This window comes from Roseovarius sp. (genome assembly GCF_965277045.1).
Lineage (GTDB): Bacteria > Pseudomonadota > Alphaproteobacteria > Rhodobacterales > Rhodobacteraceae > Roseovarius.
The window spans coordinates 3,709,943-3,729,021 of the sequence record NZ_OZ255712.1 but is presented as its reverse complement, the minus strand read 5'-3'; the positions used below and the strand labels follow the sequence as shown (position 1 = coordinate 3,729,021).

Annotated in this window: 15 protein-coding genes; 6 read left to right on the top strand and 9 right to left on the bottom strand. The window is 63.0% G+C overall.

The window, feature by feature from the left end:
• Positions 1-7: 7 nt before the first annotated feature.
• The 6 genes from ACQY4V_RS18565 to ACQY4V_RS18540 all read right to left on the bottom strand — a co-directional run bounded on the left by ACQY4V_RS18565 (position 8) and on the right by ACQY4V_RS18540 (position 9,557).
• Positions 8-1,204: a hypothetical protein gene (locus ACQY4V_RS18565; RefSeq protein WP_428514256.1), complete on the bottom strand. Its 1,197-nt coding sequence runs from the start codon at positions 1,202-1,204 to the stop codon at positions 8-10.
• A 591-nt stretch (positions 1,205-1,795) separates the two neighbouring features.
• Entirely contained in the window at positions 1,796-4,918 is a 3,123-nt protein-coding gene (locus ACQY4V_RS18560; RefSeq protein WP_428514254.1) for an efflux RND transporter permease subunit, read from the bottom strand.
• Positions 4,919-4,930: 12 nt separating this feature from the next.
• Positions 4,931-6,124 carry an efflux RND transporter periplasmic adaptor subunit gene (locus ACQY4V_RS18555; RefSeq protein ID WP_428514252.1) on the bottom strand — a complete coding sequence of 398 codons (1,194 nt, stop codon included), beginning with the start codon at positions 6,122-6,124 and terminating at the stop codon, positions 4,931-4,933.
• Positions 6,125-6,419: 295 nt separating this feature from the next.
• Positions 6,420-7,508: an ABC transporter substrate-binding protein gene (locus tag ACQY4V_RS18550; RefSeq protein ID WP_428514250.1), complete on the bottom strand. Its 1,089-nt coding sequence runs from the start codon at positions 7,506-7,508 to the stop codon at positions 6,420-6,422.
• On the bottom strand, positions 7,505-8,914 hold the full coding sequence (locus ACQY4V_RS18545; protein WP_428514248.1) for a sensor histidine kinase: 1,410 nt from the start codon (positions 8,912-8,914) through the stop codon (positions 7,505-7,507). The genes ACQY4V_RS18550 and ACQY4V_RS18545 overlap by 4 nt, the downstream gene beginning before the upstream one ends.
• A complete protein-coding gene (locus ACQY4V_RS18540; protein WP_428514245.1) occupies positions 8,886-9,557 on the bottom strand; it encodes a response regulator transcription factor in 672 nt (223 codons plus the stop codon). Before ACQY4V_RS18540 ends, ACQY4V_RS18545 begins: the two co-directional genes overlap by 29 nt.
• Positions 9,558-9,720: 163 nt before the next feature.
• On the opposite strand from ACQY4V_RS18540, the gene ACQY4V_RS18535 reads away from it, so the two are divergent.
• The 3 genes from ACQY4V_RS18535 (at position 9,721) to ACQY4V_RS18525 (ending at position 12,954) form a co-directional block, all read left to right on the top strand.
• Positions 9,721-10,704 (top strand): tripartite tricarboxylate transporter substrate binding protein, encoded by a 984-nt coding sequence (locus ACQY4V_RS18535; protein ID WP_428514243.1) that lies wholly within the window; start codon positions 9,721-9,723, stop codon positions 10,702-10,704.
• A gap of 240 nt (positions 10,705-10,944) precedes the next feature.
• The gene (locus ACQY4V_RS18530) at positions 10,945-11,427 is read left to right on the top strand and encodes a tripartite tricarboxylate transporter TctB family protein (RefSeq protein ID WP_428514241.1); all 483 of its coding nucleotides are present in this window, start codon (positions 10,945-10,947) and stop codon (positions 11,425-11,427) included.
• Between the two features lie 12 nt (positions 11,428-11,439).
• Positions 11,440-12,954, top strand: a complete 1,515-nt coding sequence (locus tag ACQY4V_RS18525) for a tripartite tricarboxylate transporter permease (protein WP_428514239.1) — start codon at positions 11,440-11,442, stop codon at positions 12,952-12,954.
• Positions 12,955-13,048: 94 nt separating this feature from the next.
• Here the strand turns inward: ACQY4V_RS18525 and ACQY4V_RS18520 are convergent, their stop codons facing one another.
• On the bottom strand, positions 13,049-14,029 hold the full coding sequence (locus ACQY4V_RS18520; RefSeq protein WP_428514237.1) for a response regulator: 981 nt from the start codon (positions 14,027-14,029) through the stop codon (positions 13,049-13,051).
• 94 nt (positions 14,030-14,123) lie between these two features.
• Complete coding sequence (locus tag ACQY4V_RS18515) at positions 14,124-14,330, bottom strand: hypothetical protein (RefSeq protein WP_428514235.1); 207 nt, start codon at positions 14,328-14,330, stop codon at positions 14,124-14,126.
• Positions 14,331-14,863: 533 nt separating this feature from the next.
• On the opposite strand from ACQY4V_RS18515, the gene ACQY4V_RS18510 reads away from it, so the two are divergent.
• The 3 genes from ACQY4V_RS18510 (at position 14,864) to ACQY4V_RS18500 (ending at position 17,939) form a co-directional block, all read left to right on the top strand.
• On the top strand, positions 14,864-15,598 hold the full coding sequence (locus tag ACQY4V_RS18510) for a class I SAM-dependent methyltransferase (protein ID WP_428514233.1): 735 nt from the start codon (positions 14,864-14,866) through the stop codon (positions 15,596-15,598).
• 25 nt (positions 15,599-15,623) lie between these two features.
• Positions 15,624-16,313, top strand: a complete 690-nt coding sequence (locus ACQY4V_RS18505) for an N-acyl amino acid synthase FeeM domain-containing protein (protein ID WP_428514231.1) — start codon at positions 15,624-15,626, stop codon at positions 16,311-16,313.
• A gap of 285 nt (positions 16,314-16,598) precedes the next feature.
• Complete coding sequence (locus ACQY4V_RS18500; protein WP_428514229.1) at positions 16,599-17,939, top strand: sensor histidine kinase; 1,341 nt, start codon at positions 16,599-16,601, stop codon at positions 17,937-17,939.
• 167 nt (positions 17,940-18,106) lie between these two features.
• Here the strand turns inward: ACQY4V_RS18500 and bhcD are convergent, their stop codons facing one another.
• The gene (bhcD, locus tag ACQY4V_RS18495) at positions 18,107-19,072 is read right to left on the bottom strand and encodes an iminosuccinate reductase BhcD (protein ID WP_428514227.1); all 966 of its coding nucleotides are present in this window, start codon (positions 19,070-19,072) and stop codon (positions 18,107-18,109) included.
• Positions 19,073-19,079 lie beyond the last annotated feature (7 nt).

Below are 19,079 nucleotides of genomic sequence, written 5' to 3'. Positions count from 1 at the left end.
GAACCTCTTAGTACTTGCGGCAACCTCCAAAAATCGCGGCCGCGTTCCCCATCGAATTGTCGATCCAACCCAATCCATTCATGCCCGCACATCGGTCGTTCTGCACGACAGGTTGTGCGATTGGGTCTTCAGGAGCATTTGCTGCCGCGTAAGCAAAGAGAGCAAGCGCGGCTACGGCAATAGCAACGGTTCTTTCGTGGCTCATCTTCCGCCGCAGCAGCGTTTCTACGCGGGCCAACCGCCCACGCGCCGAAGGCGACCCTTGGGAAAGGGCAAGTGTCAGCATGCCGTGGGCGGTCTCAAGTACTGTTTTGTCCTGCGTATCGATAACGCCGGCCGTGCCGCGTCCAGTGCTTGCAAATGCAAGTGAAAGCCATGCGTAGTCGCTAAGCGCTTCGGCATGACCTTGGGATGCAGCCCTGCCGTACCAAGCCATTGCGGATTCCATGTGTTCCGGGAAGCGCAGGTTACTGTCTCCGGTAAGACTGTAGAATGCGTGCGCAACCAGATACTGGGCTTGGGCATCTCCAGCGATGGCCAGCTCAATAACTTGTCGGTTGGCTGGCGTTATTCCAGCAATCAGTCGCATTGCTTCTGCCCCATCCCTTTTACCATCCGCACCGCTCAGAAGGCGTCCGGCCAACACACGTTTTGCATCCGTGTGACCTAGCGAGGCAGCCTTCCTGAATTGCTCCGTGATAGCAGCTTCGTCCCTTTGGCTCGGCGGTCGGCTTCGCAACTTATATGCCTTTAGAATAGCTTCGACCGCTTTCGGGTCTAAGCTCCGAAAATCCAGCGGGGATGCCCCCGGATCATAGCCCAGTTCTACAGCATAGTTCTTGTTCGCAGTTGCCGCGACACCCCTTCGTTCCGTTCCGAAACCCGAAGCGTAATACTCGCCGACGAGATAGATTGCAGGTGGATAGTCGAACTCAGCAGATGCTCGCTTGGCCGATTGGTACGCCAATTCCGGTGAGTGGAAAGGCCCTGGTTGCCGGTAGATCAAGCTCATCAGTAGAAGAGCGTGGGGATCGTTTTGGTGCTGTTTCGCGACTTCTAGTGCTTCTTCCAGATCGCCAGCACGAAACAACGTCTCGGCATGTTCGACCTCGCCGGTTTGCGCCAAAGCTTTCTCGGCAGTGATACACAGGCTTGCCAAAAGGCATATAAACGCGAGTGAAAGAGCTTTACGAGCATTTTTCATTTTTATGACTCCATTCAAATTCTCAAATAAGAATTATTGTACAGAGGTATCGTGCTGGAAAAGAAAAATTCTCAACTGTGCCCATATTCTTAAAGTGGTTTTGAGATGATGCGCACTCTAGCCGTTGAGCCTTTGAATCAGTCCAACGAGAAGTTGAAATTGTAGGCATCATCTAGCAAGTTACTGCGACGCTTGGAAATTCCTCGTGCTTCGCCTGTCTTTGATGCAAAGGTGAGCAAGGAGTATCTTGAGATCCCAGATCTTCATGTGGCTGATAATACTGTCTAACGTCAGCGCCAATGGGACAGTTGAGGGCGGTTTGATAAGAGAGGGTTTCTGGCACATCGTAACCACCAAGGAGTGGAGATGAGACAGAAGCCCGGAACACGCAGGATGAGTCTCGGCGTCTCCGGCCCTCGCCACCCGCGCGCGTCCCGCCGTCATGGGTCACCGAGGACAGGCCCAGTCGAACAAGCGCCACAGCGGGCAGGAACCCCGGAACGTGACCCCGTCGCGGAACGGGAGCGTCGCGGCACAGCAGCGGCCTGCCCGTTCAGAGCATGGTGACCACGAACGAACCCCGGCCCGCCCCTATCCTGCGTCGGTGCCTTTGGCGGAACCGCGTCCGAACCTGAACAACCTGGTCACGATCACGAAGAACAACGGCACGAAGATGACGCCGAGCACCGTGCCGGAAATCGTGCCGCCCAGAACACCCGACCCAATCGCGTTGCGCCCGCCGGACCCTGCGCCAGAGCTCAGCACCAGCGGCAGAACCCCCAGCGAGAACGCCATCGAGGTCATGATGATCGGGCGAAAGCGTTGCCTTGCCGCCTCCACCACCGCGTCGATGACACGCTCACCCGCCACATGCCTGTCGCGGGCGAACTCCACGATCAGGATCGCGTTCTTGCCGGTCAGGCCGATCACGGTCAGCAGCCCGACCTGGAAGAAGACGCCATTGTCGAATCCGCCGAAGAAGGCCGCCGACAACGCGCCCACGACGCCGATCGGCATGGCCAGCATGACCGCGAACGGGATCGACCAGCTTTCATAGAGGGCCGCAAGCGACAGGAACACAGCCGCAAGCGATAGCGCATAGAGCAGCGGCGCCTGGTTGCCCGATTGCCGTTCCTCCAGCGACAGGCCGGTCCAGGACAGCGCGAAACCCGGCGGCAGTTCCGCGGCCAGGCGCTCCATCTCGGCCATCGCCGCGCCGGTCGACACGCCGGGGGTCGGCGCGCCCTGCAACTGCATCGACGGGATGCCGTTGAAGCGGTAGAGGCCCTGCGGCCCGTAGTTCCACGAGCCCTTCGCGAAATTCGAGAACGGCACCAGGCCGCCGCTGGCATTGCGCACCCGCCACTTGTCGATGTCGGACGGAATCGCGCGATCGGGCGCGTCGCCCTGCACGTAGACGCGCTTGATCCGGCCCTGGTCGATGAAGTCGTTCACGTAGGACCCGGCCCAGGCCACCGTCAGCAGCTGACCGACGTCGCTGGCCGTCACGCCCATCGCGCCCGCCTTGCGCCAGTCGATATCCAGGTTGAACTGCGACGCGTCCTCCAGCCCGTTGGGCCGGGCCGACGCGATCAGCTCGCTCTGCGCGGCCAGCCCCAGAAGCTGGTTGCGGGCCTGCAGCAATTCCTCGTGGCTCTGCCCCCCGCGCGCCTGGAGGTACACGTCAAACCCCGACACGTTGCCAAGCTCGATCACCGAGGGCGGCACGATCGGGAACACCATCGCGTCCCTGATCCCGCTGAGCGCGCCATAGGCCCGTCCCGCCAGGGCCTGCACGCTCTGATCGGGCGACTTGCGCTCCTCCCAGTCCTTCAGCTGCACAAAGGCGATGCCCATGTTCTGGCCGCTGCCGGCAAAGCTGAACCCGACGACGCCGAACATCGAGTTCACCGTCTCGGTCTCCTGGGTCAGGTAATACTCCTCGACCTGTTCCAGCACATCCAGAGTCCGCTCCGCAGTGGCGCCGGTCGGTGTCTGGATCAGGGTGAACAGGATGCCCTGGTCCTCTTCCGGCAGGAACCCGGTCGGCGTGCGCGTGAACAGGAAGGCCATCGCGACCGCCAGCGCCAAATAGACCAGCCCCACCCGGAAAGGCCGCTTGACGCTCCAGGCGACGGTGCCGCCATAGCGCTTGAGCACCGCGTCGAACCCGCGGTTGAACCAGCCGAACGCGCCCTTGGTCCTGTCGCGGTCCTTGTGCTTCAGGATCGTCGCGCACAGCGCGGGCGTCAGGGTCAGCGCCACCACCACCGACAGCGCCATCGCCGACACGATCGTGATCGCGAACTGCTTGTAGATCACCCCGGTCGAGCCGGGAAAGAACGCCATCGGCACGAACACCGCCGACAGCACCAGCGCGATCCCGATCAGCGCGCCGGTGATCTGCCCCATCGACTTGTAGGTCGCCTCGCGGGGCGGCAGGCCCTCTTCCTCCATGATCCGCTCGACGTTCTCGACCACCACGATGGCGTCGTCGACCAGCAGGCCGATCGCCAGCACCATGGCCAGCATCGTCAGCGTGTTGATCGTGAACCCGGCCGCCGCCAGAACGCCGAACGTGCCCAGCAGGACCACCGGCACCGCCAGCGTCGGAATAAGCGTCGCGCGCAGGTTCTGCATGAAGAGGAACATCACGAGGAAGACCAGGATGATCGCCTCGAACAGCGTCTTGATCACTTCCTCGATCGAGATCAGCACGAAGGGCGTGGTGTCGTAGGGAATGACGTATTCCACGCCTTCGGGGAAAAACTCCGCGAATTCGGCCATCCGCGCCTTCACCGCCTCGGCGGTGTCCAGCGCGTTGGCCCCCGGGGCCAGGCTGACCGCAAGGCCCGCCGCCGGGTCCTGGTTGAAACGCGCGATGGTGGCATAGTTCTCGGCACCGATCTCGACACGCGCCACATCGTCCAGCAGCACCAGCCCGCCATCGGTCTCGGCCCGCAGGACGATCTGCCGGAAATCCTCGGGCGAGGTCAGCAGCGACTGCGCGGTGATCGTGGCATTCAGCTGTTGCCCCTCGACCGTCGGCCTTGTGCCGAACGCCCCCGCCGAAATCTGGGCGTTCTGCGCCGACACGGCGTTCACCACGTCGGCAGGCGTCAGCTCAAAGGCGGCCAGCTTGGACGGATCCAACCAGATCCGCATCGCGTATTGCGCGCCGAACACCTGGACCGACCCGACCCCCTCGACCCGGCTCAGCTCGTCGACAAGGTTGGTGACCATGTAATCCGACAGGTCCACCTGGTCGAAGCCGTCCCCGCGCGAGATCATCCCGATCACCATCAGGAAGCCTGCCGAGGATTTCTCCACCGTCACACCCTGCCGCTGCACCGTTTCCGGCAACAGCGGCGTGGCGCGCGACAGCTTGTTCTGCACCTGCACCTGCGCGATATCGGCATCCGTGCCGGTCTCGAAGGTCAGTGTGATGCTCGACTGCCCCGCCGATGTCGAGTTGGACGAGAAATACCGCAACCCGTCCAGCCCGGTCATCTGCTGTTCGATGACCTGCGTCACCGTGTTGGCCACCGTCTCGGCTGAGGCGCCGGGATACGTCGCGTTGATCGTCACCGAAGGCGGCGCGATTTCCGGGTACTGCGCAATCGGCAGGATGCGGATCGCCAGAACCCCGACCCCCATGATCAGGATCGCGATGACCCAGGCAAAGACCGGGCGATCAATGAAAAAGCGCGCCATGGGATATGATCCTTATGGGGATGTCTTCTCGCCCGCCTCTGCGGGCTCTTCGGTTGCGTCGCCGGTCGCCTCGGCCTCGGGGGCCGGGCGTTCCTCGGGGGCCACGGTGGCACCTACGCCGGTCTTCTGGAACCCGGCGACGACCACGCGGTCGCCGTCCTGCAGGCCGCCGTTGACCACCCAGTCGGCACCGCGGTCCTGAAGGATGCTCACCTGGCGCTCCTCGACCACGTTCTCGGCCGTCACAACCCATGTAAACGGGCGCCCGCGCCGGTCGCGCTGCACCGCTTCCTGCGGCACCAGCAGCACGTTCTCGGCGGTACCGACCGGCATCTCGACCTGAACGTACATACCCGGCAAGAGCAGCCGGTCGGGGTTGTCGAACTGCAGGCGCAGCACCACCACGCCGGTCTGCGGATCAACGTTCGGCTCCGCGGCGGTGATCGTGCCGGTCTCGTCATATTCCGACCCGTCCGCCAGCGTCAGCCGCACCGTCGTATCGGCGTTGGTCAACTGGTCCTCGGTCTGTCCGCGCGTCCACCGCAGCAGGTCGGCAGCCGATTGGGTCACGTCCACGTAGACCGGGTCGATCTCCCGGATCACGGCAAGCGGCTCGGCCTGACTGGCCGTCACCAGCGCGCCGGGGCTGGTCCGCGCCAGGCCGATCTCGCCCGAAAGGCGGGCCTTGATCGTGGTGCGTTCCAGCTCGATCTCCGCCGACCGCAACTGCGCCTCGGCCACCTCCACCGCTGCCGCCGCCGTGTCCCGAACCGCCTTTGCCTCGTCGAAGGCCCGTTCGCTCGTCACGTTGCGCTCGCGCAGCTCCACCAGCCGTTCGGCCTCGACCTCCGCCGCATCCAGCTGCACCCGCGCCTGCGTCACCGCGGCCTGGGCCTGTTCGACCGCGGCGGAATAGGTGGCGGAATCGATGCGAAAAAGCGCGTCGCCGGCCTCGACAAAGGCGCCTTCCCGGAACAGCCGTTCCGTGATGATCCCGTTGACCTGCGGACGCACCTCCGCCTCCGCCGACGCGGCCACCCGCCCCGGAAGCGTCGAGGTCAGCGTCACCGTCTTCGCCTGCAAGGTGACAACCACGACCGGCACCGGGTCCTGTGCCTGCTGCGATAGGGCGCGTCCGGCGAACAGGCTTGACACGGTCAGGCCCAGAACGACGGTTGCGATGGCTAGGATGGAGCGGTTCATCATGCGTTTCGACCCCCGATTGCGGATGTTTACCGCGATGTCTTAACTAGGTTCGTTCCGTAAACCCTTCCGTTCAGTTTATCCATAGCAAACCGCACTTGCCTGCCACGCGACAGCACCGCGTGGCAGGATGGCCCAAGGTTTGAGCACTCCGGCCACGACCGCCATCCTCCCGCCCCGACCCCCTCGTGATCGTGACCGTCCTGGCCCTCAGACGCCCCTGCCACAACGCCTGGCCGCAGGAATCACGCGCCGCGCCAGCGGGCGACCGGGACAATCTTCGCCGCGGCGGTTGCGGTCATTCCGGCGTCACCTCGGCGCCGCCTTCTCCATTGGGAAAGGTCGACCGCCAGAGTGCGATGAAATCCCGCCGCTTGTGCCGATCGAGCCCCACCAGCAGAGACGGCGTCAATGCAATGGGCCGGAAACTCGTTTCCGCGGTGTCCGGCAGGCGCAGGTACTCGGGTCCTCCCTCCTCGGTACTCACGATCAGCTGCGCCGATCTCAGAGCCGACCGTCCGGCCTCGGACAGCAGGAAATCCAGGAACGCGCCCGCCAGGTCCGGCTCGGCGGCCAGGCGGGGGATCAAGGCGGCGCGGGCCAGAACCAGCGTGTAATCATCCGGTGCCACGGCGACGATGTCCGGGTTCTGCTCGGCCCGCGCCAGGGCATAGGAGCCCAGGACGTTATAGGCGATCAGGTAGGTGCCATCGGCCACCCCGTCGATGATCTCGGCCGAACAGCAGGTGGCCACCGCCCCGCTGCGCCCGAAGGCTTCGATCAGGCTGCCGAACGTCGTGGCCTGTTGCGCATCCGCAAAGGCGAAAAGATACCCCAGCCCCGAGGCTTCGATATCGTAGGTGGCGACCCGGCCGCGAAACCGGCTGTCATCGGGCCGCAAAAGGTCGATCAGGTCGAACCGGGACCGCGGCACCTCCGCATCGTCGATCAGGCGCCTGTTATAGACGATCACCGCAAGTTCGCGGGTGATGCCGAACACCTCGTCACGCCAGTTGGCGACCTGCGGCAGACGCGCCGTCGCGGCCGACCGATGCGCCCTGGCGCATCCGTCATTGGCCAGCTTGAACTGAAGGTCGACCGCCGAACTGATCACCATGTCGGCGGCCTCGACGCCTTGTCGGCAATCCGCCACTGTCACCTGGAACAGGTCGTTCGAACCCCATTGCTCGTAGTCGATCCGCGTATCGCCGCGGCGTGACGCGAAAAGGTCCATCACCGTCTCGAACCGGGCGATGTCGGTTGTGCCGCGCACCAGAAGACGGCGCCCGGCATCGGCCGGACCATAGGATTTCACGGCTTCGGGCGCCGGCTGGGCCACCGCCGCGCCGGCCAGCATCATCACGAACATCAAGCCGATCGGCTTCATGCCTCCACCTCCCTGACTTTCGGAAGCTCCACGAAAACCTCGAAGCGGTCGTCGGCGGGGCGCCGGATCTTCATCCGGCCGCGATGCGCCTGCGCCACGGCACTGACGATCGACAGCCCCAGCCCGGCACTGGTCGAGGACACGCCGGACCGTTTCGCAAAGCGCGAGCCCGCATCCGCCCACATCTCCTCGGCCATCCCGTCGCCCCGGTCGCGCGCCCCAAGTCGGAACGTCGCGCCGGCATCTTCCACGAAGACGGTGATCGGCGGCTTGCCATAGGCGACGGCATTGTTGATCAGGTTCTTGCAGGCCTCGATCAACGACAAGGCGTCGCCGTCGCAGATCATCGGCTCCTCGGGCAGGTCCATCCGCACTTCGAGTTCGGCGCCTGTCAGCGTCTGATCGAACTGCGCGACGGCCTCGCTGGCCACCACCCGCAGATCCACCGACGTCAGTTCGACACTGTCCGCACGGTGAATGATCATCGCGTGGTTCAAAAGCTGGTCGGTCAACTGGCTCAGGTTGCGCGACCGTTCATGGATCCTCTCGACGATACGCCTCATTTCTTCGGCATCCGGCGCCTCTCGCGCCAACTCGGCCTGCGCCCGAAGCGCCGCGATCGGGGTTCGCAACTGGTGCGAGGCGTCGGCAATCAACGTGCGCATGATCCGCAACTGACGGTCGATCCGCCCGATAAAGCGGTTCAGGGCCGCCACCAGGCTGGCAATCTCCTGCGGCACCTCGACATCCACCGGCGTCAGGTCGCGACTGGAACGTGCCGCGACATCACGCTCCAGCCGGCGCAGCGGGCGCAGGGCAGAGTTCACCGCCAGGAAGGCCAGCCCCGAAACCACCAGCCCGACCGCCGCCACGACCACCAGCGCGTTTCGCGTGACCTGCTGCGCCAATTCTCGGCGCGCCTCGATGGTCTGTCCGACCACGACGTCCACCGCACCCAGGAACGACCGCTCCGAGAACAGCCGCCTGACATGCGCGTACCGCACAGGCTCGCCGGCAAAGCTGCCGCCGAAGAACCCGTCGTCCCCGTCCGGAGGGTCCACGGCGTCATACCCCGTGATCAGCTGCCCCCGGTCATCGAACACGGCATAGACCACGCGGTCCCTTGGTGCGAGCGACAGCAGATCGAAGGCCGAGACCGGGATATCGACCATGATCTCGCCGCCACGCAGCCTCAGCGACCCGGCAATCTGGTTGGCCGCCCCGACCAGCAGCCTGTCATACGAATTCTGTGCCGCGCTCCGGCCATAGGCATAGGCCGCCAGCGACACCGCCACGCCGCCGATGGCCAGCACCACCGCCAGCGCCACACCAAGCCGAAAGCTCAGAGACCCGGTCAGCCGCGTGCCGCTCCGCGCCCTACTCTCCATCGACCATCTGGTAGCCAAGCCCCCGCAGCGTCTTGATCGTGATCCGGCTGTCGCACAGCTTTTTGCGCAACCGCCCGACATAAAGTTCGACGGCGTTCGGGCTGACCTCTTCGCTGTTGAAGGAATAAAGACGCTCGAGCAGCGTATCCTTCGTCACCACGCGTTCGCGGTTCGCCAGCAGGATCTCCAGCACGTTGAACTCGCGCCGGGCCAGCGAAACCGGGCTGCCCTTGACCTCCACGGTCAGGCCCGCCGGATCGAAGGTGATATCCCCGAACTCGATCCGCCCCGAGCGGTCCATGTCGTGCCGTCGGAACATAGACCGGACGCGGGCGTGCAACTCGCGCAGGTCGAAGGGCTTTATCAGGTAGTCATCCGCCCCCTTGTCGAGCGCGGCGACCCGGTCCTCGATGTCCGAGCGCGCGGTCAGCATCAGCACCGGCGTCGGTTTGCCCCGACCCCGAAGGCTTGCGAGAATATCCGTGCCCAACCCGTCGGGCAGGCCGATATCAAGGATGATGACGTCGTAATCCTGCACCGCCAGCACGTCCGCGGCCTCTTCGACCGAACCTGCGTGATCGACCGCATCGCCGCGATTCGCAAAGCTCGCGACAATGGCATCCGCCACGTCAGCGGTATCTTCCACCAGAAGCAGACGCATCTCCGCTATTGTACCTCCCTGCCCGCAGCATCCGCCAATTCTGAAAGAAATTCCAGTCGTCTGACGCCCGCCGCGCCGATGGGCCCGGTATGACAGCTTCACGACAGGTTGAGACGGTAGCAAGGACGGCATCGAGAAAATAACAGCATGAATGGAGGAGATAATGCTGACACTGAAGATGACCCGGCGCATGGCGCTGGCGGCGGCGGCCGCTGTTGCATTCACCGGACCGACCCTCGCCGACGACACCCAGGTGCTCGACAGCGTCCACTTCCTGATCCCCGGCGGTGCCGGTGGCGGATGGGACAGCACCGCGCGCGGCACGGGCGAGGCCCTGACGAAGTCCGGTCTGGTCGGCACCGCGTCCTACGAAAACCTGTCTGGCGGCGGCGGCGGCAAGGCGCTCAACTACCTGATCGAGAATGCCGAGAGCAACCACGACACGCTGATGGTCAACTCGACCCCGATCATCATCCGGTCGCTCACCGGCGTCTTCCCGCAAAGCTTCCGCGACCTGACGCTGGTCGCGGGCACCATCGGCGACTACGCGGCCCTCGTGGTCCACGCCGACAGCGACATCGACACAATGGAAGACTTGGTCACCAGGTTCGCGGACGATCCCAACGCCACCGCCATCGGCGGCGGGTCCGTGCCGGGCAGCATGGATCACCTTGTGGCCGCGATGACGATGGAAGCGGCCGGCCAGGACCCGCTTCAGATGAAGTACATTCCCTACGACGCGGGCGGCAAGGCCATGGCGGCGCTGCTCTCGGGCGAAATCGCCGCCCTGTCGACCGGCTTCTCCGAGGCCGTGGCGCTGGCAGAGGCGGGCGAGGTCAAGATCATCGGCGTGACGTCAGACGAACGCGTCCCGGCGTATGACAGCGCGCCCACGATGAAGGAACAGGGCATCGACACCACCTTCGTCAACTGGCGCGGATTCTTCGGCGCCCCGGGCCTGCCCGAGGAAAAGCTGGCGCAATACCAGGAAGCCCTTTCCAAGATGTACGACACCGAGGAATGGGAAACCGTGCGTGCGCGCAACGGCTGGGTCAACATCCACAACTCGGGTGACGACTTCCAGACCTTCCTGGAAAACCAGGAAAAGCAGATCGGTGACCTGATGAAGAAGCTGGGCTTCCTCTGATTTCGACGGGTCTGCGCGAGGGGGCAATCCCCTCGCGTTTCTCCGGGCATTGGCAACCGGAACGCGGAAAAACCGCAAGGTCCCCCGTCCGAACGGAACCGGCCTGCGCAGCCCGCGACACCTCAACCCTCGACACCCCGTCTTTCGCATTGCCGGACGTGTCCCGGGCAGCCGCCCATGACGGCGGTCCCGGGTCCCGGCCTTCCCGCAGCAACACGAACCAACCGAAGGAGACATGACATGGCCCTCGATCGCTGGATCGCCTTCGTCATCCTGTGCGTCGCATCGGTTTATGCCTATGCCGCTTTCTTCACCATGGACGACCTCCTGCCGCCCTTCATGCAGCGCAATCCCATCTGGCCGTCGACCTTTCCCAAGGTCCTGTCGGTCCTGGCCATTCTCACCTCGCTGATGATCGTGCTGGGGTTCGAGGCGCCGCCCGAAAGGTCCGCCAAGCCCGAGATCGATTATCGGCGTCTCGGCGATTACCACATCTTCCAGGCACTGACATTGCTGGGTCTGATGGTGGCCTACGCGATCTTCCTGCGGCCCGCCGGATTCCTGCTGTCGACGGTCGGCTTCCTGTCGATTGGCGGCATCGTGCTGGGCGAACGCAAGCTCCACATCCTGATCCCCGTCGCGGTCTTTGCCACCGGCATCGTCTGGTACCTCGTCGACCGGGTTCTGGGGATCTTCCTCAGCCCGCTGCCCTATTTCATGTAAGGAGGCTGACCGATGCTCGAAGGACTTCTTATCGGCCTGCAAACGGCCCTTTCAATCCAGAACCTGCTGATGGTCATCGCAGGCTGCCTGATCGGCACCTTCATCGGCATGTTGCCGGGCCTGGGCCCGATGTCGATCATCGCCATCATGATCCCCGTCGCCATTTCCATGGGCGACCCCTCGGCGGCGCTGATCCTGCTGGCCGGCGTCTATTACGGCGCGATCTTCGGCGGCTCGACCTCGTCGATCCTGCTCAACGCGCCGGGGGTCGCAGGCACCGTGGCCAGCAGTTTCGACGGCTATCCGATGGCGCGCCAGGGCAAGGCTGGCAAGGCGCTGACCATCGCCGCGATCTCCAGTTTCGCCGGCGGCACGATCGGGGCGATCCTGCTGATGATCTTCGCCCCTGCCCTGTCGTCCGTGGCGCTCCTGTTCCACTCGGCAGAGTATTTCGCGCTGATGGTCGTGGGCCTGTCGGCCATCGCGGCCTTTGCCGGCACGGGCCAGGTGGCCAAGGCGGTGTTGATGACCCTGGTCGGCCTGATCATGGCAACGGTGGGCGAGGGTGCGCTCTTCAACATGCCGCGCTTCACCATGGGGCTGATGGACCTGCAGTCGGGCTTCGGCTTCATCACGCTGGCCATGGCCATGTTCGCCCTGCCCGAGGCGCTGTTTCTCGTGCTCAAGAAGAAAGACATGGGCGGCGACGGCGGCGGCAAGATCGAGAACCTGCGCATCTCCCGCAAGGAAGGCCGCGCCATAGCGCCCGTCATCGGGCGGCAGTCGCTGCAGGGCTTCTTCATCGGCGTGCTTCCCGGTGCCGGCGCCACCATCGCCAGCTTCCTGGGCTACGCGGTCGAGCGCAACCTCGCCACCAAGGAGGAACAGTACGAGTTCGGCAGGGGATCAATCAAAGGCCTCGCCGCACCGGAAACGGCCAACAACGCGGCCTGCACCGGGTCTTTCGTGCCGCTGCTGACGCTGGGCATTCCGGGGTCCGGCACCACGGCGATCCTGCTGGGCGCGCTGATCGCGCTCAACGTCACGCCCGGCCCGCGCCTGATGGTGGACGAGCCACAGGTGTTCTGGGCGGTGATCATGTCGATGTTCATCGGCAACCTTGTGCTGCTGGTTCTGAACCTGCCGCTGATCCCCTACATCGCCAAGGTGCTGAGCATTCCGCGCAACTACCTGATCCCGTTCATCCTTTTCTTCACTTTGATGGGCGCCTATATCGGCCAGAACAACGCCACCGAACTGCTGATCCTCGTTGGCTTCGGCGTCTGCGCCACGGCGCTAAAATTCGCCGACTATCCGCTGGCGCCGCTGCTAATCGGGTTCATCCTCGGCCGGATGATGGAGGACAACTTCGCCCGCTCGATGCAGCTCTACGACGGCATGGGCTTCATCATCGAACGCCCGATGACGCTGGCGCTCCTGGTGCTCGCCGCGCTCCTGGTGATCCTGCCCAGCTACCGCGCGCGACGCGCGGCGGCCCGCGCCAAGGGCGTGGCCGAAGGCGACTGACAAACGGTCAGGGCGATGACCTTCATCGCCCTGCCGCATCCCGAAACATCGCCCGTTGCCTGCCCCGGCCTCCGCCGGTGCCGACCGACGCGGGCTAGATGTTCATGCTGTGCTTGTCGTACCAGAAGTCTTCGAGGTTGCGCGCATGCCGCCCGCTTGCGCGCTCCGCGCTTTCATGCGCCTGCGCCAGGGCATCCACCGCACTCTGGCCGGACTTCCACACCAGGCGAACCTGCTCCCCGGCCGACACGAACGCGTTGATCGGCGACCCGTCGTTGGAATACAGGTCCATGCTGCGCATGATCAGGTTCACCTGATCCGCCAGCGTATCCGGCTTCAGTTGCGATCCGCATTCCAGAACGCACAGATACGTGCCGTTCCCGGCATAGGAAATCAGCGCTCCGAACTCTTCCAGGGCGATCGAGATCGCTTCGGCCACATCGGTCACGATGCATTCGTATTCGTACCGCGTCGATGTCCGGTGCAGCTCTTCGATGTTGCGGATGGTGAACCCGATGATGGAGGAGCCGAACAGCTTTTTCCTCGACATCAGCGACACGTAGTTCTCCATCGCGAGATACGTGATACACCCGTCCACGTCCTGAACGAAGATCGGTTCGTGCAGGGCCAGCGTGGTCGAATCCTCCGGGATCACCTCGTTCCTGGGCTTGGCGCTGATGACGGCCTGCCGGCTGTTCTTGGACATGTCGCCAATCAGCTGGATGCGGCCGCGCAGGTTGTCGATATCGAACGGCTTGGTGATATAGTCGCTGGCGCCTGCCGCGAAGGCCCGGTCGATATAGGACTTGTCGGTCATTGCGGTCAGCATCAGGATCGGCGTCAGCTGATACTCGGGCTTCGACCGCAGGGTCTGACACAGCGACACCCCGTCGGTGTCCGGCATCTGAATGTCGATCAGGAAACAATCTATCGCCGGGGTCTCCGGATTGTCCAATAGCTCCAGCGCCTCTGCGGCAGAGGTCGCGGTGATCACGGTATGATCCCCTAGCGTCTGGATGATCAGCTGAAGCAGCTCCAGGATTGTCGGTTCGTCGTCTACAGCAAGTAGATGCATTTTCATCGCTCCCAACAGGCCAAGCGGTTTCGGGTCCTGTTGTTTTCGGTTGCGCGTTTTACCACTTAACAGTCAGTAAACGGTTGGATATCGGCTAAATTAAGACAACTTTAAGGTGATTTTTCTCCCCCAGGACCGCCATCACTGGCCGGGGCCCGATATCCAGCGGGCTGTACGACGCCATGCGGGCTGTCGCAGGCCCGGACGGGGCAGCATTGATGTTGTCATGCGTGGCAATGCCAAGGAAATGCGCAACCAGGTCCAGATCGACTGAACCATCAAAATTTAGCGAAACCAGCATGACATCTCCACGATTCTCGCACTTCAGCGCGTCATGGCAGGGGGTTTCGCCGACGAATCGGGTTGTTTTTTGTCAGAACCGGGACATTTCTCCTGCAAGTCCGGCGTCTCCGCCATATACCTGCCACACTCGGCCGTTGGCGCATCGGACTGGGGCGAAAACGCCGGCCGCCGTTACGCCAGCGTGACGCCATGGGCGCGAAGGTCCGCGCTGGGGCGATGCCCAACGGGCCGTAAAATACACCTATAAGATGATGATCGCCGGAAAGCGCCGCAAAGCAGCGACCGACCGTGCCACGCGCGTTGACCCTGTCCGACAACAGAGACCGGCTGATGTGGCTAATCCGCCTCAGGATTAACCTGAAATGGAAACAATATCGCCTAATTCAACCCGCTGTTGCGCTTGTGGGTTGCAATATCGCGCTGACATATTAACAATTCACTAATGTAATTATTGGTTTGCGATTGTTTCCGCAAAGAGCTTGGAGGCCCTGCGCTCCCCCTCTCAAGCATATTCGGAAGGACAGGTAAGTTGTGAACTATGGTGAAGTCAAGCGTCCCGGCCCTGCGTCGAATGCCGACTGGAGCGCTTACGCAGCGGCCTACGACCTGCTGTCGAAGCACAACCCAGAGTATAAGGCCCTGATGCAGGAGTTCGAGGACTTCCTGTCCGGAATCGAGACGCCCGGGATCATATACGACGTTGGGGGCGGAACCGGAAACTATACCGAGATCGCGGCGCGCCTCTGCCCCGGCAGCCGCATCTGCCTGGTGGAACCCGATACCGGCATGATGCAGGCCGCCCGGGCGAAACTGGCCGCCCGCAAGAACGTCACCTACCAGAATGTCGGACTGGAAAGCGCCGAGGCGCCAGAAAAGGCCGATCTCGTGATTAGCGTTCATTCGCTCTATGCGATGCCCGACCCGCGGCAACGGCTGGTCGACATCCGCCGGATGCTGCGTCCGGGCGGGTTGCTCTTTCTCGTCGATCTCGGCCGTCCGATGAATGTGCAGGACTGGCGCCGGTACCTGTTCACCACGCTCAAGAAAGAACACGGGCTCATCCGTACGCTGGAAATATTCTGGCAGGCCCGGCAGATCGCCAAGCAGAACCAGGCGATCTTCAAGGCCCAGTTGAACGGCACGTACTGGACACACACCCCGGCAGAGATTGCGTCGGCCGTTACGGCGGCAGGCTTCGAGATCCTCGACCAACGATCCGTCTATCGCGACTACAGCGACCTTCTGGTGTGCCGCGCCGCACCCTGAGAACCGCAGAATTTAAGGAAAGCCCATGTACGAGCAAGTCATCGAGGCGCTCAAGCCGGCGCGTTACTCCGTTCTCACGGACGACGACGATCTCGAAGAGCTCTATCGCCTGAGATACACGTGCTACCGCGCCGAAAGCACCGTGTCAGCAAGGGCGGACAAGAGGATGTCGGACCCGTTCGACGAGACCGAGAACTGCGTACATGTAGCGGTCAGGATCGACGGCACGATGCTGGCCGCGGTCCGGCTTCACCTGCTGTCGAAACTGTGCTGGAAATCACCGACCCTCGAGGTCTTTCCGGAACTTCTGGACGAGCTCAAGCAGGAAAGAACCATCCTCGACCCGACCCGCTTCGTGATCTCGTCATCGGCACGCCGGCAACGGATCCCGTTGAACTTCCTGACGTTGCGGATTCCGTTTCTCGCGTCGATCTTCTACGACGTCGACCTGGCCCTGGCCCCGGTACGCGCCGAACACACGGCGTTCTACCGTCGCTACCTGGGCTACGAACCCGCACTCGAGCCGCGCAGCTATCCCGGCCTGACCAAGCCGATCCAGCTTCTGACGGCCAACTTCAAAGAGCAGCGGGAAAAGGTCCTGGCCCGCACGCCGGTCTTCGGCCCGATCGAGGATATTCCGCACGCGAACATCCAGTTCCCGTCGCTCTCCGGCGTCTACGCGGCGTCCAAATCGGGCAGCTCCGAGGCAGCATGACCTGACCTTTCGCCGCCCTGGCGAACCGCAGGCTGTGCAGGCCCCAGGGCCCGGCCCGCGTTCTTTTTAACGAGTTAACTGCAGTAAGAGAAAATGCGCACGATCCAGTCTGCCTTGGATTGTTCGACGAAATACCGCTTTCTGCCCGATTAAGGGCAGAATTTAAACAAATAGGGCCTGTAGGTCGAAACAATCCGTGTTGCGACAGAGGCAATCATGCGAACGCTACTAAGGACTTGGTCCTCGCCGACAGACTGGTTCTCCTCGCAAGGCCGCGAACAGCGGATGAAGGATTATTTGACCCTTGCCAACGAGCTGATCTGGCAAAGGCAAACCAGCTTCTTCACGGCGGCCTTCCTGGCAGCGTTCTATTTCGATCCGGTCTCGATCTTCGCGTGCTACGGCATCGTCGTCCTGACCGAGATCCTCGATCAGATCCTCGGCGCACGTGCCAAGACCTGGGATGGCAAGGACCCGGTTCTCGGTCGGAAACTCCTGACAGCCATCGCCATCAACACCACCGTCAGCGCCCTGGCGATCAGCGTCTTCATCGCCAACATCGCCGTCCAGCAAACCACGGGGGGCCAGTTCACCTCGCTGTTCTTCCTGTTCTCGGCGTCACTCTTCGCGGCAATGCACAACAGCCAGATGATCGGCATCCTGATCCTGCGCCTTTCGATCTATGGCATCACTTTTCTCTTCATCGCGTTCCTGGACGTCGTGCGGTACGCGCCGCCGATCACATCCCCGATCTGGCTTCAGTTCTTCACGATCATGTTCGTGCTGTTCTTCATCGCCGACATCTCCGCGAAATTCTATCGCGGCTACCAGGAACGTCTGAGACAGATGAAACTGATGGAGGAAGAGCACGACCGCACAAAGGCGGCGCTGGAGGTAAAATCCCAGTTCCTCTCCACGGTCAGCCACGAATTGCGCACGCCGCTCACCTCGATCATCGGCTCGCTCGAACTGGTGAACAACGGCGTTCTGGGAGACATTCCCCAAAATTTCAAACCCGTCATCGACATAGCCACCAAGAACAGCCGACGGCTGGCCAACCTGATCGATGATCTGCTCGATCTGCAGAAAATCGAAGCCGGCGAAATCCGCTTCAACCTGCAGCCGATCTGCGCGAACGACCTCGCCCGCGAGGCCGTCGACTCCATCTCGGGCTATGCCAGCATGCTCGGGATCAGCCTCGAGATGCAAAGCTGCAAGGACGAGTGCTACATCAAGGGCGACCAGAAACGGCTGATCCAGGTGATGAACAATCTTCTGTCCAACGCCCTGAAGTTCTCCAAGGAGGATGGCGCCGTGAAGGTGCGTGTCGAAAACGTCGCAAGCCGAGTCCGCATCTCGGTCGAGGACAAGGGCACGGGCATCCCCGAAAACGCCGAGGAGCGCGTCTTCGGCAAGTTCAGCCAGATCGACTCCTCCGACGTGCGCAAGGTCGGCGGCACCGGCCTTGGCCTCAACATCACCAAGCAGATCGTCGAACACCACGACGCGCGCATCGGATATGTCAGCGCCCTTGGCGTCGGATCGACGTTCTATGTGGAATTCGACCGGCTTGAAGACGCGGACGATACCGACGGGATCTCCGGCAACGTCTCCGAAGTCGCCTAGTCCAATCCCCCTCCGGCAGGTTCAAGCGCTGTCGTCCGGGTCCGGCGTCCCCTAGGTAGCTGCGTGACCTCGTTCGGTCCGGGCCCCGCCGCGGGCAACCGCCCATAAGAAAAGGCGCGGAGCAACCTCCGCGCCTTCCTTCAGGCTCATATGTCGGGGCGCGCGCCTCAGAAATCCACTTCGATGGCGCGGCCTTGCTCCACGGCCAGATCCACGACGCTCGCCGCCACGGCCAGGTCCTGCAAGCCCACACCGGTGCCGTCGAACAGCGTGATCTCGTCATCGCTCGTCCGCCCCGGATGGGTGCCGTTGATCACCGCACCGATCTGGTGCACGTCGCCCTCTGTAATCAGGCCCTCGCCCACCGCGTGCTGCGCTTCCCCGATGCTGATCGACTGCGCCACCTCGTCGGTGAACACCGTCGCCTTTTGCAACAGCGCCGCCTCGACCTCCTGCTTGCCCTTGGTGTCGGTGCCCATGCACGCCACGTGACAGCCCGCGCCCACATGATCGGCCATCAGCGTTGCGTCAAAGGACGAGGTGATCGAGATGATCACGTCCGCCTCCGTCATGCCGTCCAGTTCCACGGCCTCGAAGGCCACGCCGGCCTCCTTCGCGACCTTCTCGATATTGGGCAGCATCTCGGGGTGGTAATTCCAGCCGATCACCTTCTCGAAGTCCCGCTGCTCCAGCGCCGCACGCAGCTGGAACGTCGCCTGGTGCCCCGCACCGACCATGCCGATCACCTTGGCATCCTTGCGCGCCAGATGCTTGATCGACACCGAGGACGCCGCGGCGGTGCGCAGAGCGGTCAACAGGTTGCCCCCCACCATCGCCTTGGCCTTGCCGGTATCCGGATCGAACAGGAACACCGTCGATTGATGGTTGATGATGTCCCGCTTCTCCAGGTTGTTGGGCCAGTACCCCCCGGCCTTCAGCCCCAGCGTCAGGCCCGCCTTGTCGAACCCGCCCTTGAAGCCGTAAAGCGCATCCTCATGCCCGATCGCCTCGCGCACGACGGGAAAGTTGTACGCGTCACCCGCCGCCATCGCGGCGAAAACCTTCTCGACGGCATCGAACGCCGCCTCCCGCGTCATCAGGTCTGCAATCTCGCGCTCGGGAACAATGATCATCTTTTGG